The sequence below is a fragment of the Nocardia sp. AB354 genome (assembly GCF_049538315.1).
In the GTDB taxonomy this organism is placed as follows: domain Bacteria; phylum Actinomycetota; class Actinomycetes; order Mycobacteriales; family Mycobacteriaceae; genus Nocardia; species Nocardia nova.
The window spans coordinates 32,024-53,945 of the sequence record NZ_JBMVFU010000014.1; the positions used below are offsets into that span (position 1 = coordinate 32,024).

Sequence of the window (21,922 nt, forward strand, 5' to 3'; positions counted from 1 at the left end):
CCCCTACGGTCCGGCGACGCCTTCCAGTCGCCGGACCTGCTTGGTGGTGAGGTCCTGCAGCGAGGACGGATCCACCTGCGCCGGTGAGGTTTCCGCGATCTGCACCACGTTGCTGCCGACGACGGCGATCGTGGCCGCGGAATACAGCGACATGCCGCCGCTGGTGGTGCGGATCTGGAACGAGGTCGACGCGGAACCGGCCTTCGGCTGATCGAGCCCGCCGAGCCGGTAGTCGACGGAGGTGCCGTCGGCGTCGGTGCCGGAATAGCTGCGGCAGTCGCGCAGCAGCTTCTGTGCCGCCGCGAACGCCTGCGCCGCATTGCCGTCGGCGTAGCTGGCGATATCGATATCGATGCTCGCGAAGTTCGGCGACGAGTAGTGCACCGCGCCCCGGGCGGACGGCCCGCTGTACAGATCACCCACGGGTGCCAGCACTTTCGCGCATTCGGCCGGATCGGTGCGGGAGCGGTCCGGCGGCGTCTGCCCGTTACCGGCCGAGGCGTCCTCGAGCTGCGTGAACCCCGGGGGAAGATCGGCCGGGGTGAGCAATCGCGCCCGCAGCGCATCGGAATCGGTGACGGCCGGGGCGGTGATCGGCGGTACGGTCGCCGTCGCGGGCAGCGACGGCAGCGAATCGTCGTGGTGCCCGCATGCGCTCACCCCGACGACGACGCCCGCGAGCACGACCGCGGCGCGATTCACTCGCCCCATCGCACCTGCGTCCGGACGTCCTGGCGCAGCAGCACATCGGTGTGCGGATCGCGGTAGCACTGATTGCCGCCGATGGTGATCGCGCCCGAAACGGGAAGCGGCAGGCCGAGATCCACGGTGATGGTGCCCGCACCGTGCATCAGGTAGTCGATGATGTCGAGGTCGCCCGAATTGTTGGGCAGCTGCCAGGTCGCCGTTTTCGGCGTCTGGGTGATGTCGAGGGCGATGGTCAGCAGATTGCCGTCGCGCTTGGTGAGCGTCGCGGTCGTCATCTGGTCCAGCGGAACCACTCCCGAGACGCGCTGATGCACCGTCCACACCGCACCCTCGCCGACCGCGTCGGCGGGGAAGGCGATCGCCTCGTACACCGCCTGGTAGAAGGCTTGTTCGATGGCGGCGCGCGCGGTGTCGGGCGTCGACGGGGCCGGTGCCATCCGCAGCGCGGTGACGGCGCCGAGGTCGGTGAACTCGATGCCGGCGTGGGATCCGTCGGCCGCGACCAGTTGCTGATCCAGGGCCGGGTCCGGTGACGTGGCCGTGCCGAGGACGAGGTCCACCCCGTCGGCCTTCGCGTCCGCGGTCAGCGGAATGGCCACCGACGGCGGCGAGAAGTCGCGCACCGCCTGATCGTTGATCTGTTGTTCGACGTGGTGGTCGGTGCGCAGGGTCACCTGCTGGGAGGTGCCGGGGCGCACGGCCGGGCGCAGCGGAGCGTGCGGTTCCTCGCCCGGGGTGACCAGGGTGGCGACCGCGGCGGAGATCGGCAGGGTGACCTCCTTGCCGAAACCCGAGGGCTCGACCTCGGCGTCGCTGGTGGCCTCGGTCCCGTCGCTGCAACCGACGCCGAGCGCGGACAGGGTCACCGCCAGCACCATCAACAGCACTCCCGAGCGCACCGCGCGCGGATTCGGGCCCCGGCCGGACGCGCCCGCGGGGCGCAGACCGGTCACCGAGGCGCAGGAGTGGGAAGACAACACCGTCACGCCGAACAGGGTACGACCGGTTCCTGAAAAACAGCTTTGACTCCCGTCCGGCCACGCGCTGGGTGACAGCACCGCGAACCGGTGATGACGTGATAAGGAATGATGTCTAGCTGTGAATACGGACCGGCCGCGTGAGCAGCACCTCGACGACCCCGACGAACCCCCGCGCGAATCCGCGGCGGATCGGGGCGCCGACCGCGACGACGGATCCGGCACCCGCGGCGACAGCGCGGATTCCGCTCCGGCGCGGGACGGCTCGGGCGCCGGCGCTCCCGGCGATTCCGCGACGAACGGGACCTCCGGCACCCCGGCGGCCTTCCCGCGCCGCCTGCCGTGGCTGCTGTTGATCGCGGCCGTCGTGCTGGCCGTGGACCTCGGCACGAAGGCCCTGGTGGTGGCGAAGATGACCCCCGGCGAACCGATTTCGGTCATCGGCGACGTGGTGCGGCTGACCCTCATCCGCAATTCCGGCGCGGCCTTCTCCATGGCCACCGGTATGACGTGGCTGCTGACCCTGATCGCGGTCGCCGTGGTGATCGGGGTGATCCGCATCGGCCGCACCCTGCGCTCGCTGAGCTGGGCGATCGGTCTGGGCCTGGTCCTCGGTGGTGCGCTGGGCAATCTGGTGGACCGGCTGTTCCGTTCGCCCGGCCCGCTGCAGGGACATGTGATCGACTTCATCGCCGTCACCAAATGGTGGCCGGTGTTCAACGTCGCCGATTCCTCGATCGTGTGCGGGGCGATTCTGCTGGTGGTGCTGACGGTGTTCGGATTCGAACCCGACGGCACCCGCGCCGGCCACGACGATGACGAGGGCGCCCACGCCGGTGACGATCAGGACGGGAAGGCGGGCGAATGAGAGAGACACGAGCCATGCCGATCCCCGACGGTCTGGACGGCATGCGGGTCGACGCCGGACTTTCGCGGCTGCTCGGCCTGTCACGGACGGCGGTCGCCGCACTGGCCGAGGACGGTTCGGTGCAGATCGACGGCGCCGCGGCGGGGAAGTCCGATCGGCTCGTGGCCGGGGCCTGGCTGGAAGTGGAGTTCCCCGAACCGAAACGGGAGCTCACCGTCGAGGCCACTCCGGTCGAGGGCATGAAGATCCTCTACGCCGACGACGATATCGTCGCGGTCGACAAGCCCGTCGGCGTCGCGGCGCACACCGGTGTCGGCTGGTCGGGTCCCACCGTGGTGGGCGGACTGGCCGCGATGGGGTACCGCATCTCGACCTCCGGCGCGCACGAACGCCAGGGCATCGTGCACCGGCTCGACGTCGGCACCTCCGGGGTGATGGTCGTGGCGCAGTCCGAGCACGCCTACACGGTGCTGAAGCGGGCCTTCAAACAGCGCACGGTCGACAAGCGCTATCACGCGCTGGTGCAGGGACATCCGGATCCCTCCAGCGGCACCATCGACGCCCCGATCGGGCGGGCCCGCGGCAACGACTGGAAATTCGCGGTCACCGCCGACGGCCGGCCCAGCGTCACCCACTACGACACCGTCGAGGCGTTCCAGGCCGCGAGCCTGCTCGACATCCACCTGGAAACCGGGCGCACCCATCAGATCCGCGTGCACTTCTCCGCGATCCGCCACCCCTGCTGCGGTGATCTCACCTACGGCGCCGACCCGCGACTGGCCGAGCGGCTGGGTCTGCAGCGGCAGTGGTTGCACGCGCGCAGTCTCGGCTTCGCCCATCCCGCCGACGGCCGCTGGATCGAGATCACCAGCGACTATCCCGACGATCTGGAGCATGCCCTGGATGTGCTGCGCGCGGTGTGACGGGTGCGGCCGATGAGTGAGAAGTGGCGTCCCGCAATCGGTTTCGCGGTAGTGGTGGCGCTGCTGATCTCCGTGGTCGTCCTGGGCTGGGCGCGGCCGCCGCGCGCGTCGGTCCTCGGCACCGACCGGCTCGGGCCGGACTCCGGTGAACGCGTCGCCGACTATCTCGAGCGCGCGCACGAATCGCTGTCCGGCGCCGACACCGCGCCCCGCTGGGCGCTGGTGACCTCCGATACCGGCCTGAACACCGATGCCGTCGTCGACATCGGTGCGGGACTGCGTATTTCGCAGGTGCTCTACCACGTTCCGATCGAGCGCGTGTACACCCCGGTGATCACCGTGCCGGTTCCGGCCGGGACCGCCGCGCTGCGGTCCGCGCAGGCGGCGGCCGCCGGCGCGATGGATCACGTGCAGGCCGACGACGACCGCTCCCGGCGCCTGGCGGCGGTGCTGGCCGCGCGGCTGCACTCCGGCTGCGCCTGTGCGGTGAACTTCGTTGTCCGCGGCACCCTCGCCGAGCTGCGAGGTCTGGCCTCGCGCAGCGGGATTCGCAGTGTGCAGGCGCTGCCGCCGGATGCCTCCGCGGGCGCGTTCGCGGTGGTGCCGCTGCTGCCCGAGCACGCCGACGTCGTGGCGCCGGGACCCGACGACGGCCCGATTCCCGACCACTGAGGCCGGCCTGCGCTGTCGGTGCCGCGCGGCATAATCGAGGCGGCGGGCGAGGGGAGAGGATGTGCCGGTGGATCGAGACGCAGGGCAGCGGGACAGGGCGCAGGGGGTGCTACTGGGGACGGCCGCCGGTGACGCACTGGGCGCCGGATACGAATTCACCCATCCGGCACCGGATTCGGTGATCGAGATGCGCGGCGGCGGCTCGCTGCGGTGGGAACCGGGGGAGTGGACCGACGACACCGCGATGGCGGTGGGTATCGCGCTCGCGGCGGCCGAACACGGTGCGCTGCACCACCCGGCGGGCCTGGACGCCGTCGCCCGGGAGTTCGTGCGCTGGTGGGACAGCCGGCCCAAGGACGTCGGATATCAGACGAGTCAGGTGCTGCAGTGGCGCAGCGCCGACGCCGCCGATATGCGCCGGCGCTCCTTCGAACTCGACGGGCTCACCGGCGGCAACGGATCGCTGATGCGCACCGCGCCGCTCGCCCTGTGCTATCTCGACGACCCGGACAACTGCGCCCGCGCCGCCCGGGCGGTGAGCGAACTCACCCACAGCGACGTCCGGGCCGGTGAGGCATGCGTGCTGTGGTCGTGGGCGATCCGGCATGCCGTGCTCTACGGCGACTACGACGGCGTGCGCGGCGGCCTGGCCTTCGTGGACGCCGATTTCTGGGCCGCGGTACTGGACGAGGCCGAATCCGGCACTCCCGCGGACTTTCCGAAGAACGGCTGGGTGGTGCACGCGCTGCAGACGGCGTGGTGGGCGATCACCCATACCGAATCCCTGCCGGCCGCACTGGAAGCGGCGGTGCGCGCGGGCGGCGATACCGATACCACCGCCGCCGTCGCGGGCGGGTTACTGGGCGCCCGCTGGGGTGCGTCGGCGATTCCGCCGCAGTGGGTCGCGCTCCTGCACGGATATCCGCGGCTGCGCGGCGACGATCTGGTCGCGCTCACCCGCCGCATCGTCGATCGCCGGATCGCACCGCGCGTACGGCCGGATGCCGGATGATTGCCCGCCTGGGGGGCCGGGACCGCGTGCCGTCCGATTCGCCGGAAACGCTCTAGGCTGTCGGACATGTCGATCACCGAGCAGCAAGCGGGCGCAGCGGGCCTGACCGCGGCCGAGGTCGCGCAGCGCGTTCGTGACGGGCAGACCAACGATGTGCCGGATCGGGCGAGCCGATCGGTTGCCGACATCGTCCGGGCCAATGTGTTCACCCGGATCAACGCCATCCTCGGCGTCCTGTTCGTGCTGGTCCTGGCCACCGGCTCGATCATCGACGGCATGTTCGGCCTGCTGATCGTGGCCAACAGCGTGGTCGGCATCGTGCAGGAGCTGCGCGCCAAGCGGACCTTGGACAAACTCGCCATCGTCGGCCAGGCCAAACCGGTGGTGCGCCGCGACGGTGCCGCCACCGAGGTCGGCCCGAAGGATGTGGTGCTCGACGATCTGATCGAGCTGGGGCCCGGTGACCAGATCGTGGTCGACGGCGAGGTCGTCGAATGCGAACTGCTCGAGGTCGACGAATCCCTGCTCACCGGTGAGGCCGATCCGATCGACAAGGCGGTCGGCGCGAAGGTCATGTCCGGCAGCTACGTGGTCGCCGGATCGGGTGCCTACCGAGCCACCAAGGTCGGCAAGGACGCCTACGCCGCGCAGCTGGCGCACGAGGCATCGAAGTTCACGCTGGTCGATTCGGAGCTGCGCAGCGGTATCGACACCATCCTGAAGGTCATCACCTACCTGCTGATTCCGGCGGGCCTGGTCACGATCTACAACCAGCTGTTCTCCAGCCACCAGAACTGGCAGCACGCGCTGAACGGTATGGTCGCCGCGCTGGTCCCGATGGTGCCGGAGGGCCTGGTGCTGATGACGTCGATCGCGTTCGCGGTCGGTGTGGTGCGGCTCGGCCAGCGCAAATGCCTGGTCCAGGAGCTGCCCGCGATCGAGGGCCTGGCCCGGGTCGACGTGGTCTGCGCGGACAAGACCGGCACCCTCACCGAGAACGGGATGCGGTTGTCGGAGCTGCGGGTCGTCGGCGATGTGCCGCAAGACCGGTTGCGTTCGGTGCTGGCCGCGCTCGCCCACGACGATCCGCGCCCCAACGCCAGCGTGCTCGCCATCGCCGAGGCCATGACCGAGGATCCGGACTGGTCGTCCACCGCGGTCGCGCCGTTCAGCTCGGCCAAGAAGTGGAGCGGCATCTCCTACGGCGAGCACGGGAACTGGCTGCTCGGAGCGCCGGATGTGCTCCTCGACCCGGATTCCGGCATCGCCGCCACCGCCCAGGACATCGGCGCGCAGGGGCTGCGGGTGCTGCTGCTGGCTTCCTCGGATCGGCCCGTCGACGATCCGGACGCGCCGGGCACGGTGACGCCGCAGGCGCTGGTGGTGCTGGAACAGAGGGTTCGCCCGGACGCGCGCGAAACGCTGGATTACTTTGCCGGCCAGGACGTCTCGATCAAGGTGATCTCCGGCGACAACGCGGTGTCGGTGGGCGCGGTGGCCTCCTCGCTCGGCCTGCCCGGTGGTGAGCATGCCGTCGACGCGCGCCGATTGCCTGCCGCCCAGGCCGAATTGGCCGATGTGCTGGACCGCGAAACCACCTTCGGCCGGGTCCGCCCGGATCAGAAGCGGGCGATGGTGGGAGCGTTGCAGTCGCGCGGGCACACCGTCGCGATGACCGGCGACGGCGTCAACGACGTCCTGGCGCTCAAGGATGCCGATATCGGTGTCGCGATGGGATCGGGCAGTCCGGCCACCCGCGCGGTCGCGCAGATCGTCTTGCTGGACAACCGTTTCGCCACCCTCCCGTATGTGGTGGGGGAGGGCCGGCGGGTGATCGGCAATATCGAGCGCGTCTCGAATCTGTTCCTCACCAAGACGGTGTACTCGGTCCTGCTGGCCTTCCTGGTGGGGGTGGCCGGCATCGGATCGCAGATCTTCGATTACGCCCCGCTGTCGTATCCGTTCCTGCCGCGGCACGTCACGATCGCCGCCTGGTTCACCATCGGCATTCCGGCCTTCATCCTGTCGCTGGCTCCCAACAACGAAAGGGCGCGAACGGGTTTCGTGCCGCGGGTGCTGCGGCTGGCGGTACCCTCCGGCACGGTGATCGGGGTGATGACCTTCATCGCCTACCTGATCGCCTACTGGAGCGCCGACCAGAGCCTGCCGACGGAGGCGCGCGAGGTGCAGATCGGCACGACGGCGCTGATCACGCTGCTGGTGATCGCGGTGTGGGTGCTGGCGATCGTGGCGCGGCCGTGGAACTGGTGGAAGATCCTGCTGATCGCCGGTTCGGTCGCGGGTTATCTGATCCTGTTCACGGTGCCGTTCACCCGCCACTTCTTCAAACTCGACCCGTCGAATGCCGAGCTGACCGGGGTGGCGTTCGCCTGCGGCGCGGTCGGCATCGTGCTGGTGGAGGTGGCGTGGTGGGTCACCGCGATGGTAACCGGTGAACAGCGGCACCTGTTCCCGGATTCGCCGGGCCGGAAGCCGCTGGGGCGCAAGGACTGAGCCGCGACGGCGCGTCAACTGGTCGCATGGTATGGCGCGCCGTGAACGTCCTTGTGCCACGCATCGATTCGCAACGCGGGTACCTTCGGCAGTATGGAGGTCCTGCTGCATCAGATCGATGCGTTCGCGGATGCGCCCTTCACGGGTAATCCGGCCGCGGTGATGCCGCTGCTCGGCTGGTTGCCCGACGAGCTGCTGCAGCGACTGGCCGAGGAGAACCGGCTGTCGGAAACGGCCTTCTACACCTCGGCGCTGCCGGTGGAGGCCGGAGTGCCGCCCGGTGACGGCCCGGCGTTCTGGCTGCGCTGGTTCACTCCGGCCACCGAGGTCGACCTGTGCGGGCACGCCACCCTCGCAACCGCGGCGCAGATCTTCGACGATATGCATCCCGCCGCCGACCAGTTGCACTTCTACACCCGCAGTGGCTGGCTCGGGGTGAGCCGCAGCGGCGACGAGCTCGAACTCGATCTGCCGCTCGCGGAATCCGTGGACGCCGTCCCGGACCCGGACCTGATCGCGGCCCTCGGGGTGCGTCCGCTGCGCGTGCTGACCGGCCAGGACGAGGTGGTCGTGGTCGCCACCGAAGCGGAAGTGGTTCGTGCCCGCCCGAATTTCGCCGCCTTCCCGGTGCTGCGCCGCGGGGTGATCCTCACCGCACCCGGCGACCACACGGATTTCGTTTCCCGCTTCTTCGCCCCCGGCGTCGGTGTCGACGAGGACCCGGTCACCGGTTCCGCGCACGCCCAGCTGGCACCGCTGTGGGCCCGCGATCTGGGCCGCGGCGATCTGTCTGCCCGCCAGCTCTCCGCCCGCACCGGTCGCCTGCGCTGCGCGGTCAGCGGCTCGCGCGTGCTGCTCACCGGCCGCTGCCACCGCTACCTCGACGGAGTGGTCCGCCTCCCGCAGGCTGAAATCCTGCCGACCTCGCCCTGAACGAATCCGCTCCCGGCGCCGGAGCGGACCGGCGACCGCCGGGCACTCGTGACCGCGGCGGTCCGCGGCCGTGCCGACGAATGAGCGCGTGGTCCGAAACCCGCTCGACAGGCGTTACCGGACGGAAGTAGCGTGCGGCTGGTGCGGGTGCGTGGATCGGTGAACGACGTGGAGGAGGCGACCGGCGCGGGAGGTGCCGCCGGGGGCCGAGGACGGTGGGGGCGCGCTCCGGCCGGTGGCGGTGTGGCGGTCGGCGCGGGGGCGTATCTGATCTGGGGCATGTTCCCGGCCTTCTTCGGATTGCTCGGTTTCGCGGGGCCGGTGGAGATCCTGGCGCAGCGGATTCTGTGGACCCTGGTCGTGGTGCTGGTGTTGCTGCTGGCGGCCGGGCGGTTGCGCGAACTGGGCGCGATCGACGGCCGGACCTGGCGGCTGGCGGCGGTGGCCGCGGCGGCGATCTCGATCAACTGGGGGACCTACGTCTACGGCGTGACGTCGGGGCACGTGGTGGAATGCGCGCTCGGCTACTTCATCAACCCGCTGGTCACGGTCCTGTTCGCAGTGGTGCTGTTCCGGGAGCGGCTGGTGTGGCCGCAGTGGGTGGCGCTCGGGCTCGGCGGCGCGGCGGTGGTGGTGCTGACCGTCGACTACGGCAAGCCACCGGTGATCGCGCTCGTGCTGGCCTGTTCCTTCGCCACCTACGGTCTGGTGAAGAAGGTGATCCGGCTCGACCCGATGCGCAGCGTCGCCGCCGAGGGTGTGGTGTCCGCGCCGTTCGCGCTGGCGGTCGTCATCGCGCTGGGGGTGCGCGGGGACGCCGAGTTCGGGCACGGCGCCGGCCACACCGCCCTGATGGTCGCCACCGGCCCGGTGACACTGATTCCGCTGCTGCTGTTCGCCTTCGCCGCCTCGCGGGTGCCGCTGTCGACCATGGGAATTCTGCAATATCTCACTCCCGCACTGCAATTGGCGTGGGGTGTGCTGGTGGGGCACGAGCCGATGCCGGCCTCGCGCTGGATCGGATTCGGGCTGATCTGGACGGCTCTGGCGGTATTCACCGCCGACGCGCTGCACCGATCCCGGCGCTTGGCACGGCGGGACGCGCTGGGTTAATGTCGGATTCGTGGCGATGCTCCCGTAGGCCGACGAGTACCGGTCCGGGGTCGGGATCGTCACTATCAGAGGAGAAATCCTGTCCATCCAGTTCAACCACACCATTGTCGGCTGTCGTGACAATCGGGAATCGGCGCAGTTCTGGGCCGATATTCTGGGATTGAGCGTGGGAACGCCGTGGGGGCCGTTCATTCCGGTCACCGTGCACAACGGTGTCACCTTCGATTTCGCTCCGGTCCCGCCGCATGTCACCGAGATTCAGCCGCAGCATTACGCCCTGCTGGTGTCCGAATCCGAATTCGACGCGGCCTACGCGAAAATCCGGGATCGGGGCCTGAGGTTCTGGGCCGATCCGCGGCAGAGCCGGGAAGGCGAGATCAACCACAACGACGGCGGTCGCGGTATCTATTTCCTCGACCCCAGCGGTCACTACATGGAGTTGCTGACCGTGCCGTACGGCGGATGGCCCGCGGCGACCGGCGAACAGCGATAGTGTGCGACCGGCGGCCGAATTCGCTTCGGCCGCCGGTCTTTTCCTCGAACGAATTCCCCCGTTGTCAGGGCGAGACCGCGATACCCAGCGACAGTGCGGCGAAGGTTTTCGGTGCCGGAGAATCGTAGAACCGATCCATTTCGGTGATCTCGAATCCGGCCTCGTCCAGTAATCCGCGGATATCGCGATTGAGGTGGCATCCACCGGCGATCACCTGCTGAACCGGATCGAGCCGATGCTGCCAGGCACGGACGTTCGCATCCGGCGCCAGCCCGTGCTCGACGAAATGAAATGTGCCGCCGGGCAGCAGAACTCGCCGCACCTCGCGCAGCGCGACGGCGATATCGGGAATCGTGCACAGCGTCCACGTCGACAGCGCGCTGTCGAAACTGTTGTCCGCGAACGGCAGCGACTGCCCGTCCAGGCCCGCCCGCTCCACCGGCACCGGCGATTCCGCGACCCGCGCCGCCGCCAGTCGCCACCCCAGATCCGCCGGCTCCACGGCGCTGACGCGACTCACCCCGGCGGGGTAGAACGGCACGTTGCGACCCGAGCCGAATCCGATCTCCACCACCCGGCCCCGCAACCCCGCGCACACCCGTCGGCGCAGCCGATCGTTGGCCGGCACTCCACAGACCCGATCCGTCAACCGCGGCAGCACCCGCTCGCTGTAAATTCCCACCCTCTCACTGTGTCAAGTCGCCCTGCGCGCCGCTACCCGTCAGGGCACGGGGGTGACGTATTTGCCGAGCCATGTGGTGATGTAGCTCAGCACCTCGGGTGCGATGGTGGTTTCGATGGTCGGGTATTCCTTCGGGCTGCCGGTATCGGCGGGCTGCATCAGATGGTTGAGGCCGTCGAATACGTGGACGTCGGCATTCGGGTTGCCCGCCAGATCCGCGCGCGCGGCCGGGGCGCTCTGGGCGGCCGGAACCTGCATGTCCTTGGTCCCGTAGAAGGCCAGCACCGGAATACGCAGTGCCTGCAGGGCCGGCGCCGGGTCGTAGTCGACCAGGGCCTGGAAATACGGGGTGGTCAACTGATCGATCGCCGATTGCGGCTGCCGCTGCTCCGGTGGCAAGGAGTCGTTGTGCTCGGTGGCGAAGCGGCGGATCTGTTCGTCGTCGCCGGCGCGGATCAACGTGGTCAGGGTGGTGATGTAGCCGACCTGCTTGCGGATGGCGTCGGCGTCGGCGTGCTCGCTGCGCAGCAGCAGGTCGTTCTGCGCGAGTAGCACATCCGAGCCGGAGACGGCCGGTCCGGCCATCATGATCACGAAGGCGAGCCGGCTGTCGGGGCGGGTGGCGGCCAGCGGCGCGAGATAGCCGCCCTCGCTGTGGCCGAGCAGGCCGATGTGGTTGCCGTCGATATCGGGACGGCTGCGCAGATAGCCCAGCCCGGCCATGATGTCGTCGGTCAGGTCGGTATAGCTGCAGGTGTCGAGTTGCCCGCCGCTGCCGCCCACGCCTCGGTCGTCGGTGCGCAGGACGGCGTATCCGGCTCGCGTGAGGGTATCGGCGAGCAGCAGGAACGGTTTGTGCCCGGCGATCTCCTCGTTGCGATCCTGGGGGCCGCTGCCGGTCACCAGGACGACCGCCGGGAACGGTCCCGGCCCGCGCGGCCGGGTGAGCGTCCCGGCGATGGTGATGCCGTCGCTGCGATAGGTCACGTCCTCGGAGAGGTACGGCCACGGCGGGTGCGGCTCCTGCGGGCGCAGCGGAGCCGGCACCTTCCCCCGATGCATGGTCAGTGCCAGATCGTGACCGGACTGGGTGAAGGTTCCGGTGACGGTATCGGCGCGGCGGTCGTAGCGGCCGGTGAAATGCGGATCGCCCGGCAATCCGGGGATAGTGAAGGCGATCGCATCCGGGTTGGTATCGACCTGTTCGAGCGGCAGATCGAAGATGCCCTGCGCCGGAACCGTCACGCTCCCACCGTCTTCGGTGAAGGCTACCCCGATCGGCAGCTGCTGGTTCGGCAGCGGCAGGACGCCGTTCCAGTCACCGACGACGGGGGCCGGGCGCGGCGTCGCGGTCACCTTGTCGGAACTCGAGCAGGCGGCCACCAAGGCCACGGCGAGCAGCGTGGCCACTGCCACGATCAGATCCCGATGCCGCCGCGCTCTCGGCGGTGTTCCCGCCCAGCCGCGGGATTCCGGCAATTCGGACCTCGTTGACCGCAACGATCGCATGTCTCAACCATGACACACCGCAGCGGGTGTAGAGGTGTTTCGGCAGGTCACGACACTGGGTGGGCGCGTGGTCCGAAGATCACGGACAGGGTCGGCGCCGTGTGCGGTCCGGCTCGAACCGGTCTCGGGGGTGTCACTGTGCGGACAACGTCGTTGCCCGCACAACGGTACGCCCGTACCGTAGGGTATGTGAGCAACGACGCTTTACCCGCAGGTTCTGCGGCTCTGCCCGCAGGTGTGCGTGGCTCGGCCGCGGTCGAGTTCGAACCCTTGGTGCGCAATTTCGCGCGTATTGTCGGGGGCCGTGCCGGAGCCGGAGGCGGTCTGACCGTGCTTCGGCACGGTGAGCCGGTGGTCGATGTCTGGACCGGCTACTCCGATCTCACCACGCCCTGGACCCGCGATACGGGTAGCGTCGCGTTCTCCGCGACCAAGGGCATCGCCTCCACTGTGATCCACCGCCTGGCCGACCGCGGCCTGATCGACTACGCGGCCCCGGTGGCGGAATACTGGCCGGAATTCGGCGCTGCCGGAAAATCGCGAATCACGGTGGCGCAGTTGCTCACTCACTGCGCCGGACTGTCCTCGCTGCCGGGTGTCGCCGGCGGACTGGACGAGGTGCTCGACCACGAACTCATGGAACATCGGCTGGCCGCCGCCGCGCCGGACCGGTTGCTGGGGGTGCCGGCCTATCACGCCCTCACCTACGGATGGCTGCTGGCAGGACTGGCCCGCGCGGTCACCGGTACGAGTATGCGCGAGCTGTTCCGCACCGAAGTCTCCGAGCCGCTGGGCATCGACGGCCTGCATCTCGGGCGCCCGGCGCCGGACTCGACCACCACCGTCGCCGCGCTCGCCGGTTCCCGGCTGGCCGTGGCCGGCACCGCACTGGGTGCCCTGCTCCTCGGGCAGGCCGGGCGTTTTCCGGGTCCGCCCGGCGCCGCGATTCGTGCGCTGTTCCTGCCGGGCGTGCATGCCCTCTTCGACGGTGACGAGCCGTCGATCCTCGCGACCGAAATGCCCGCCGGAAACGGCGTATTCACCGCGGGCGCATTGGCCTCGGTCTACGGCGTGCTCGCCGACGACGGCATGATCGCCGGTCGCCGGTATCTGTCGGCGCAGACCATGCGTCATATCCGGCGCGTGCAGACGCGCCGGCTCGATCACGCCCTGTTCTACTTCCCGATGATGTGGCATCTCGGATACCACACGTTCCCTATTCCGGGGGCCGCCTCCGGATTCGGCCACATCGGCCTGGCCGGATCCTTCGGCTGGGCCGAACCGCGGCTGGGCCTGTCCGTCGGATTCGTGCACAACCGGTTCACGCCCCAGTCGTTCGTGTGGGATCAGCTGGCCGCGGCCTGGGTGCTGCCGCTGGTGATTCGCGGCGCGCGGGCCATGCGCGACGGCCGTCGTTCGTCGCAGCGCCGCGCTGCCTGATCGGACGCCGAACTGCCCTGTGCCGCAGAACATCTCGCGGCACAGGGCAGTTCGTTCGTAGAGATCAGGTGAGGTACTGGTAGGTGGGGGAGTCGGGATCCAGCTGCTGGCATTGGATCGGCGAGGCCTCCATGCGCGCCAGCAGTGCGTCCAGGCCGGACGGCGCGCCCAGTTCGATGCCGACGAGTGCGGCCCCGGTCTCCCGGTTGTTGCGCTTGACGTATTCGAAGAGGGTGATGTCGTCGTCGGGGCCGAGCACCTCGTCGAGGAACCGGCGCAGCGCCCCGGGTTCCTGCGGGAAGTTCACCAGGAAATAGTGTTTGAGGCCCCGGTGCACCAGTGACCGTTCGATGATCTCGCCGTAGCGCGAGATGTCGTTGTTGCCGCCCGACAGCAGGCACACCACCGTCGACCCCGGCTCGATATCGATCTCCGCCAACGCCGCCACCGCCAGCGCACCCGCCGGTTCGGCGATCACACCCTCGTTCTGGTACAGCTCGAGCATGGCGGTGCAGATGGCGCCCTCGTCGACCTGCATCATGCGGAAAGAGCCCGCGCCCCTGGGGGATTCGGTGCCGATGAGCAGCGGCAGCGACGCATGCGACACCACGCGCCCGCCGAATTTCGAGATCGTGGCATAGGGCAGGTCGCCCACCCGCCGCACGGCCGCGCCGTCGACGAAGGGATCGATCTGCGGCAGCGTGACCGGACCGCCCGCGACGAGGGCGGCCGTCATCGAGGCGGCACCGGCCGGCTCGACGCCGAGGATGGCGGTGGCCGGCGAGCGGTCGCGCAGATAGGTGCCGATGCCGGCCAGGCATCCGCCGCCGCCGACGGGGATGATCACCAGATCGGGAGCGCTGGGCAGCTGTTCGAGGATCTCCACCGCCACGGTGCCCTGCCCGGCCGCGGTGCGAGCGTCGTCGAACGGCGGGACCATGGTGGCGCCGGTGCGGGCGACGTCGTCGGCGGCCGCCGCGGCCGCCGCGTCGAAGGTGTCGCCGACGGCGATCAGTTCCACGAAGTCGCCGCCGTGGGCGAGGATGCGGTCGCGCTTCTGCTTGGGTGTGGTGGTCGGTACGTAGATGCGGCCCTGGATCCCCATCGTGCGGCAGGCGAAGGCGACGCCCTGGGCGTGATTGCCGGCGCTGGCGGTGACGACTCCGGCCGCGCGTTCGCCCGCATCGAGCTGCACGATCAGGTTGTAGGCGCCGCGCAGCTTGTAGGAGCGGACCGCGGTGAGGTCCTCGCGCTTGAGGTAGACGTTCGCGCCGGTGGCCGCCGACAACCGCTCGATTCGCTGTAGCGGCGTCGGCTCGACGATGTCGGAAATTCGCTTGGCGGCCGCGTCGATCTCGTCCGCGCTCAGTTCGGGCAGCGGAGCGGATACTTTCTCTACGACATCCAGCGGTTCAGACACCCGAACATGCTATCGGTCGCGCTCGGTCCGGCGCGCGGCAGTTTCCGTAGCGGTCCGGAACGCCCGGAAACCGGCGACGCCCGGACCGTAGGCCGGGCGTCGCGGCGGTGCTCGTCGTGGATTGGTGACCGTGGTGATCCGGGTGAATCAGGACTTCGGGGTCAGGACGAAGACCGGGATCTCGCGGGCGGTCTTCTTCTGGTAGTCGGCATAGTCCGGGTAGGCCGCGACGGCGCGCTCCCACCAGACTGCCTTCTCCTCGCCGGTCACCTCGCGTGCGGTGTAGTCCTTCACCACATCGCCGTCGCGCAATTCGACGGTCGGGTTGGCCTTGAGGTTGTAGTACCAGACAGGATGCTTCGGGGCGCCGCCCAGTGAGGCCACCGCCGCGTACTCGCCGTTGTGCTCGACCCGCATGAGCGGGGTCTTGCGCAGCTTGCCGGTCTTGGCGCCGATGCTGGTGACCAGGATGATCGGCATCCCGCGGTCGAGCAGGGTATTCGCTTCGGACCCATTGGAAGCCTCGTACTTCTCGGCCTGCTCGCGGGCCCAGTCGGATGTGCTGGGTGCGTAATCTCCGGTGAGTGGCATGCCCGGCACAACATCGACGGCCGCGGATGTGTTCCCCGCGTCCTTCGTGACCGGATCGCCGCAAATGTTCGGTGGACCGAAATTCCGGATACGTGTAGCCTGACGACATGACAGCGGTCAGCCCCATCGTTCGCCCGGTCCGCCGTGCCACGCATACGGTGCGGATCGCGGGTGTGCCGTGGCCGGTGTACAAACTCGAGTCCGTCGCGCTGGGCGCGCTGCTCGCGCTGATCCTGGGCCTTATCACCGGTTCCGCAGAGCTCGCCGTCCTGGTCGCCGCCGGCGCAGCGGCGCTGCGATGGATCGCGGGAGCCGTTGCCCATCGAGGTAGCACCGCCTGACGGTGACACCACCCGGCGCACGGTAGCCGAATCCGCGTGCGCCCAGCGCCTACGCACGGACCGTCGAGGAGCGTGGCGACGTTATGCCTCAGCTCGCCAGGCAGCCCGGGCCCAGCAGCGCTTTCAGATCACCCATCAGTGCCGAGGACGGGGAGACCCGCAGGTTGTCGGCGACCTTGAGCATCGTGGTCTTCTCGCGTGATCCGACGTGGCGGATGTGCACATCGGCGGTGCCGGGGTGGCTGGACAGGACCCGCTTGAGCGCGCTCACCTTGTCGGGAGTGCACAGCCGGGTCGGGATCGTCACCGACAGCGGCTTCTCCATACCGATCGACGACAGATCCGGCACCACCAGATCGTTGGCGATCAGCGAGATCCGGTCGTCGCGCACCGAGACGCGCGCCTTCACGAGCACGACGGCGTCCTCGGCGATGTCCATCCCGTACACCGAATAGGCCTGCGGGAAGAACAGCACCTCGATACCACCGGTGAGGTCCTCCAATTGTGCCGAGGCCCAAGGCATTCCGTTCTTGTTGACGCGCCGGGTCACCGAGGCGAGGATGCCGCCGATGGTCACCTGGGCGCCGTCCTTGACATCGCCCTGCAGAATGGCCGGAATCGGCGTGTCCGCCTGTGCGGCGAGCACATGCTCGACCCCGTTGAGCGGATGGCCGGACACATAGAGCCCCAGCATCTCTCGCTCGAGGGCCAGCTTGTGCTTGGCCTCCCACTCCTCGTCGGGCACCTTGACGTCGAAGACCGAGGAGATCGAATCGTCGGCGTCGTCGAGCCCGCCGAACAGGTCGAACTGCCCGATCGCCTCGGCCTTCTTGGTGGCCATCACCGCGTCGATGGCATCGGAATGCACGAGCAGCAGGCCCTTGCGCGGATGTCCGAGGGAGTCGAAAGCGCCTGCCTTGATGAGGGATTCGGTTACCTTCTTGGTGCAGGCGATGGTGTCGATCTTGTTCAGGTAGTCCGAGAAGTCGGTGAACTTCGACTTCTCGGTGCGTGCGGCGATGATCGAGGACACCACGTTGGTGCCGACGTTGCGCACCGCGCCCAGGCCGAAACGGATATCGGTGCCGACCGGCGCGAAGTTCTGTTCGGACTCGTTGACATCGGGCGGCAGCACCGTGATGCCGAGGCGGCGGCAGTCCGACAGGTAGACCGCGGCCTTGTCCTTGTCGTCGCCGACGCTGGTGAGCAGGGCGGCCATGTATTCGGCCGGATAGTTGGCCTTGAAGTAGGCGGTCCAGTAGGAGACCAGGCCGTAGGCGGCGGCATGCGATTTGTTGAACGCGTAACCGGCGAACGGGAGGATGGTGTCCCACAGCGCCTTGATCGCGGCCTTGGAGTAGCCGTTCTCCAACATGCCCGCCTCGAAGCCCTCGAACTCCGCGGCCAGCACCTCGGCCTTCTTCTTACCCATCGCGCGGCGCAGGATATCGGCTCGTCCGAGCGAGTAGCCGGCCACTTTCTGGGCGACGTGCATGATCTGCTCTTGATAGACGATCAGACCGTAGGTTTCGCCGAGGATGTCCTTGAGCGGCTCCTCGAGCTCCGGGTGAATCGGCTTGACCTCTTGGCGCCCGTTCTTGCGGTCGGCGTAGTCGTTGTGCGCGTTCATGCCCATCGGGCCGGGGCGATACAGCGCGCCGACGGCCACGATGTCCTCGAAGGCGGTGGGCTGCATGCGTCGCAGCAGATCGCGCATGGGCCCACCGTCGAGCTGGAACACACCCAGCGTGTCACCGCGGGCGAGCAGTTCGAACGTCTTCGGATCGTCCAGCGGCAACGCGTCGAGGTCGACGTCGACGCCGCGGTTGGCCTTGGCGTTGTCGATCGCGTCACCGAGCACGGTGAGGTTGCGCAGGCCGAGGAAGTCCATCTTCAGCAGGCCGATGGCCTCACACGACGGATAGTCCCAGCCGGTGATGATGGCGCCGTCCTGGGCTCGCTTCCACACCGGGATCGCGTCGGTCAGCGGCTCCGAGGACATGATCACCGCGCAGGCGTGCACGCCGGCGTTGCGGATCAGGCCTTCCAGACCCTTCGCCGTGTCGTAGATCTTGGCGATATCGGGATTGGATTCGATGAGGGTGCGGACCTCGGCGGCCTCTTTGTACCGCTCGTGCTCGGGGTCGGTGATACCCGACACCGAGATGTCCTTGGCCATGATCGGCGGCGGCAGCGCCTTGGTGATCTGATCGGCGATCGCGAAGCCGGGCTGGCCGAACAGGACGCGGGCCGAATCCTTCAGCGCCGCCTTGGTTTTGATGGTGCCGAAGGTGATGACCTGGGCGACTCGGTCGGTGCCCCACTTCTCGGTGGCGTAGCGGACCATCTCACCGCGGCGGCGATCGTCGAAGTCGATATCGATATCGGGCATCGAGACGCGCTCGGGATTGAGGAATCGCTCGAACAGCAGACCGTGCGGCAGCGGGTCGATATTGGTGATCTTCAGTGCGTAGGCGACCAGCGAACCGGCGGCCGAACCGCGGCCCGGCCCGACCCGGATCCCGACCTCGCGGGCGTGGTTGATCAGGTCGCCGACGACGAGGAAGTAGGCCGGGAAGCCCATCTTCAGGATCACGTCGATCTCGTACTCGGCCTGATCGAGGTACTTCTGCGGGACACCGTCGGGGAAGCGGTACTCCAGGCCGCGCGCGACCTCCTTGCGCAGCCACGAGGCCTCGGTCTCACCCTCGGGCACCGGGAATTTCGGCATCCGGTCGCGGTGGGTCCACACATCCTCGTAGGACTGCACGCGCTCGCCGATCAGCACGGTGTTGTCGCACGCTCCGGGGACCTCGCCGTCCCAGATCTCGCGCATCTCCGCGGCCGACTTCAGGTAGTAGCCGCTGCCGTCGAATTTGAAGCGGGTCGGGTCGGACAGCGTCTTACCGGTCTGAATGCACAGCAGCGCTTCGTGATTCGTGGAGTCGGATTCGTGCACGTAGTGGCAGTCGTTGGTGGCCAGCGGCGGAATGCCCAGCTTCTTGCCGATGTCGATCAGGCCTTCGCGCACCCGGCGCTCGATGGACAGCCCGTGGTCCATCAGCTCGAGGAAGAAGTTGTCCTTGCCGAAGATCTCCTGCCACTTGGCCGCGGCCTCCAGCGCCTCGCGCTCGTGCCCCAGTCGCAGCCGGGTCTGCACCTCGCCCGACGGGCAGCCGGTGGTGGCGATGATCCCCTCGGCGTACTGGGCGATGATCTCGGCGTCCATGCGCGCCCACTTGCCGAGCTGGCCCTCGATCGAGGCCAGACTCGACAGCTTGAACAGGTTCCGCAGACCGGTCGCGGTCTCGGCGACCATCGTCATATGGGTATAGGCGCCGGAGCCGGAGACGTCGTCGCTCTTCTGGCTCGGGTCACCCCACTGCACGCGCTTGGTGTTGAACCGGGACTCGGGCGCGATGTAGGCCTCGATGCCGATGATCGGCTTGATGCCCTGCTTCTTGGCCGAGTTGTAGAACTCCGAGGCGCCGTACATATTGCCGTGGTCGGTCATCCCGACCGCGGTCATCCCGAGCCGCTCCGCCTCCTTGAACAGGGGCGTGATCTTGGCGGCGCCATCGAGCATCGAGTACTCGGTGTGATTGTGCAGATGTACGAATCCCGAGTCGGCCACGCGAGGAATCCTAGTCGACCGGACCGACAGCCGATGCCAGGGAACTACATGCGTGCAATTCGGAGCTCGGCGTGTCGGGCGAGTCTCCCGGAATCGCCGGGAATGCCCCGCATCGCCGTGGCGAACCTCACCGCCGCGACCGGGGCGGGCGGGCGATCGCCGGAACGGATTCGAGTGGCACCGGTAACGCCGCGCGGGCCCGGCGGCGATAACCCGGCTGCGAGAGACGAACGGTCCGGAAGGGCAGATCGGTGCGTCACGGCGGTCGGCGGTCATCGTGCCGCTCCCCGTCTCGCCGATGACGGTCGACCGAGACGAGGGCGGTCGGCCGTCATCATTTCTTCGTCGCCATCGTTCTCTTCGCCGTCGAACGCCGTCCCAGGTAGCTGCCGGCGGATCGCGGACGGGCGGGCTCCCACTACTCGCATCTCTGCCCTCCGATGCCGGCGAGCATTAACGTAATCACGCGCCCGGCGGGATAATTCGGGTAGTTCGCTACTCGCGAGCGGCACGGTACGGGGCGGGAGGATTGCCGGTATGAAGCGTTTGGTTGTGTGCTGTGACGGCACGTGGGGATCGGAGAGCAATCCGACGGTCTCCAATGTTGTGAAGATCGCCGAGTCGGTGCGGTCGAGCGCCGTCACCGACGCGGGCGACCATGTGGGACAACGGGTTTTCTATGTCGACGGCCCCGGCTCCCGCGGCTATCTGGCCGACAAACTGCTCGGCGGCGCGTTCGGGCTCGGCCTCGACGCCAACCTGTCCACGATGTACTGGCAGCTGGCACTGAACTGGGAACCGGGAGACGAGATCTACGTCTTCGGATTCAGTCGCGGCGCCTATACCGCCCGCAGTCTCGTCGGGATGATCAACCGGCTCGGACTGCTCACCGCCGACGCGATGGTCGAGCGCGCCTATCCCGAGGCGTTGAAGATCTACCGTCAGCGCAAAGTGGATCCCGACGGTCCGGATCGGCCGGAGTGGATCGAATTCCGTGAGCGCAACTGCGTCTATCCGGTGCCGATCACCTTCCTCGGCGTCTTCGACACCGTCGGCGCGCTCGGGGTGCCGCTGCTGACGTCGTGGCGCTACCGCTTCCACGACGTGCGGCTGTCGCGAAATGTGCGGTACGCGCGGCAGGCACTCGCGATCGACGAACGCCGCCGGATGTACGCACCGTGCCTGTGGGAGATCACCGACGACCCCGAGGGCGGCCCGAGCGGAGCCGACCGGGTGCAGCAGATCTGGTTCGAGGGTGTGCACACCGATATCGGCGGTGGCTACGCCGACAGCCGGCTCTCCGACATCACGCTGCGGTGGATGGTGGAGCAGGCGCGGACCGCCGGATTGAGCTTCGACGACGAGCGCATCGAACAACTCCTGAACCGCCCGGCCGCCGTGCCCCCCGTGCCCTCGGCCGCGGTGGCGGAGCCGGCGGTCACGGTGCCGGATTCGCCTCCGCGGGCGCACGATTCACTCACCGTCTTCTACCGCGTCCTCAATCGCGTGGGCTGGGCGCTGCATCCGCGCAACCCCCGCTTCTACGCGGATTCCTGGCGCCGTCTGTCCGCTCCGGGTGATCGACGTGTCTACCTCGCCGACTGTGCCGCGCCGTGCCCGACCTACCGCCCACCGAACGTCGTCCGCTGGGCCGAGGAACTGGACGGACCGTTGCCCACCCTGCCGGTCGGTGTGAGCGACGACAGCGTCGACGGTCACCCGGCAGGCGAACCTGTCGCGGGCGGACAGCACCCGGCGGGTAGCGGTTCGGTGGCCGGCACCGCCGCTTGATCGCCGCCGCCTGATCGCCGCCGCCCATCACGGCCTTCGCCAGGTGCGTTTGCCGGCGGTGCGGAGCTACGGCCCTGCTGATGCGCCGGAAATGACCGGTTTCGGCAACCGTCGGGATGGCCGACGGCGAATCGGCAGCGCCTCGCTCGCGGTGTGGCGCTGCCGGTTGCCGGGCTGTGCCCGCCGGCTGAACCTGTCCCCGGGCGCGCCCGCTGCGCGCCCGGGTTCGCTTGTGTCTCAGCGCCTTAGGCGGGCACGGCGACCCGAGTTCCGCATGCGCCGAGGGTGCGTGACCTGATCG

At 68.6% G+C, this 21,922-nt stretch carries 18 protein-coding genes; 11 read left to right on the top strand and 7 right to left on the bottom strand.

All coding sequences use genetic code 11. The features are described from left to right. Window positions 1–3 precede the first annotated feature (3 nt). The gene (locus ACPCUW_RS20340) at window positions 4–711 is read right to left on the bottom strand and encodes a sensor domain-containing protein (protein WP_423426452.1); all 708 of its coding nucleotides are present in this window, start codon (window positions 709–711) and stop codon (window positions 4–6) included. Continuing rightward, window positions 699–1,694: a hypothetical protein gene (locus tag ACPCUW_RS20345; protein WP_227462937.1), complete on the bottom strand. Its 996-nt coding sequence runs from the start codon at window positions 1,692–1,694 to the stop codon at window positions 699–701. Before ACPCUW_RS20345 ends, ACPCUW_RS20340 begins: the two co-directional genes overlap by 13 nt. A gap of 112 nt (window positions 1,695–1,806) precedes the next feature. Between ACPCUW_RS20345 and lspA the strand changes: the two genes are divergently transcribed. The 8 genes from lspA to ACPCUW_RS20385 all read left to right on the top strand — a co-directional run bounded on the left by lspA (window position 1,807) and on the right by ACPCUW_RS20385 (window position 10,213). Further along, entirely contained in the window at window positions 1,807–2,553 is a 747-nt protein-coding gene (lspA, locus tag ACPCUW_RS20350) for a signal peptidase II (RefSeq protein ID WP_063017907.1), read from the top strand. Then, window positions 2,550–3,476, top strand: a complete 927-nt coding sequence (locus tag ACPCUW_RS20355) for an RluA family pseudouridine synthase (RefSeq protein WP_030514692.1) — start codon at window positions 2,550–2,552, stop codon at window positions 3,474–3,476. Before lspA ends, ACPCUW_RS20355 begins: the two co-directional genes overlap by 4 nt. 12 nt (window positions 3,477–3,488) lie before the next feature. Continuing rightward, the gene (locus ACPCUW_RS20360; RefSeq protein WP_423426453.1) at window positions 3,489–4,148 is read left to right on the top strand and encodes a hypothetical protein; all 660 of its coding nucleotides are present in this window, start codon (window positions 3,489–3,491) and stop codon (window positions 4,146–4,148) included. Between the two features lie 67 nt (window positions 4,149–4,215). Further along, window positions 4,216–5,160 carry an ADP-ribosylglycohydrolase family protein gene (locus ACPCUW_RS20365; protein WP_051755749.1) on the top strand — a complete coding sequence of 315 codons (945 nt, stop codon included), beginning with the start codon at window positions 4,216–4,218 and terminating at the stop codon, window positions 5,158–5,160. A 66-nt stretch (window positions 5,161–5,226) separates the two neighbouring features. Then, window positions 5,227–7,674, top strand: a complete 2,448-nt coding sequence (locus tag ACPCUW_RS20370; protein ID WP_423426455.1) for a cation-translocating P-type ATPase — start codon at window positions 5,227–5,229, stop codon at window positions 7,672–7,674. 93 nt (window positions 7,675–7,767) lie between these two features. Continuing rightward, the gene (locus tag ACPCUW_RS20375; protein WP_423426456.1) at window positions 7,768–8,607 is read left to right on the top strand and encodes a PhzF family phenazine biosynthesis protein; all 840 of its coding nucleotides are present in this window, start codon (window positions 7,768–7,770) and stop codon (window positions 8,605–8,607) included. 243 nt (window positions 8,608–8,850) lie between these two features. Then, entirely contained in the window at window positions 8,851–9,720 is an 870-nt protein-coding gene (rarD, locus tag ACPCUW_RS20380) for an EamA family transporter RarD (RefSeq protein WP_423426614.1), read from the top strand. 79 nt (window positions 9,721–9,799) lie between these two features. After that, on the top strand, window positions 9,800–10,213 hold the full coding sequence (locus ACPCUW_RS20385) for a VOC family protein (protein ID WP_064908164.1): 414 nt from the start codon (window positions 9,800–9,802) through the stop codon (window positions 10,211–10,213). A 64-nt stretch (window positions 10,214–10,277) separates the two neighbouring features. On the opposite strand, the gene ACPCUW_RS20390 is transcribed toward ACPCUW_RS20385, so the two are convergent. Continuing rightward, the gene (locus ACPCUW_RS20390; RefSeq protein ID WP_423426458.1) at window positions 10,278–10,895 is read right to left on the bottom strand and encodes a class I SAM-dependent methyltransferase; all 618 of its coding nucleotides are present in this window, start codon (window positions 10,893–10,895) and stop codon (window positions 10,278–10,280) included. 39 nt (window positions 10,896–10,934) lie between these two features. Next, complete coding sequence (locus ACPCUW_RS20395; protein WP_423426459.1) at window positions 10,935–12,311, bottom strand: alpha/beta hydrolase family protein; 1,377 nt, start codon at window positions 12,309–12,311, stop codon at window positions 10,935–10,937. Between the two features lie 366 nt (window positions 12,312–12,677). Between ACPCUW_RS20395 and ACPCUW_RS20400 the strand changes: the two genes are divergently transcribed. Then, window positions 12,678–13,844: a serine hydrolase domain-containing protein gene (locus ACPCUW_RS20400; RefSeq protein ID WP_423426615.1), complete on the top strand. Its 1,167-nt coding sequence runs from the start codon at window positions 12,678–12,680 to the stop codon at window positions 13,842–13,844. Window positions 13,845–13,908: 64 nt separating this feature from the next. Here ACPCUW_RS20400 and ilvA read toward each other — a convergent pair whose 3' ends face one another. Together ilvA and ACPCUW_RS20410 are read right to left on the bottom strand one after the other, a co-directional pair. Next, on the bottom strand, window positions 13,909–15,264 hold the full coding sequence (gene ilvA, locus ACPCUW_RS20405; RefSeq protein ID WP_423426460.1) for a threonine ammonia-lyase IlvA: 1,356 nt from the start codon (window positions 15,262–15,264) through the stop codon (window positions 13,909–13,911). Between the two features lie 147 nt (window positions 15,265–15,411). After that, window positions 15,412–15,855, bottom strand: a complete 444-nt coding sequence (locus ACPCUW_RS20410) for a nitroreductase family deazaflavin-dependent oxidoreductase (protein WP_030514681.1) — start codon at window positions 15,853–15,855, stop codon at window positions 15,412–15,414. Between the two features lie 107 nt (window positions 15,856–15,962). Between ACPCUW_RS20410 and ACPCUW_RS20415 the strand changes: the two genes are divergently transcribed. Further along, the gene (locus tag ACPCUW_RS20415) at window positions 15,963–16,196 is read left to right on the top strand and encodes a hypothetical protein (RefSeq protein ID WP_423426461.1); all 234 of its coding nucleotides are present in this window, start codon (window positions 15,963–15,965) and stop codon (window positions 16,194–16,196) included. 88 nt (window positions 16,197–16,284) lie between these two features. Here ACPCUW_RS20415 and dnaE read toward each other — a convergent pair whose 3' ends face one another. Next, on the bottom strand, window positions 16,285–19,830 hold the full coding sequence (dnaE, locus tag ACPCUW_RS20420) for a DNA polymerase III subunit alpha (RefSeq protein WP_104390762.1): 3,546 nt from the start codon (window positions 19,828–19,830) through the stop codon (window positions 16,285–16,287). 537 nt (window positions 19,831–20,367) lie between these two features. Here dnaE and ACPCUW_RS20425 point away from each other — a divergent pair. Then, window positions 20,368–21,621 (top strand): DUF2235 domain-containing protein, encoded by a 1,254-nt coding sequence (locus ACPCUW_RS20425; protein ID WP_423426462.1) that lies wholly within the window; start codon window positions 20,368–20,370, stop codon window positions 21,619–21,621. Window positions 21,622–21,922 lie beyond the last annotated feature (301 nt).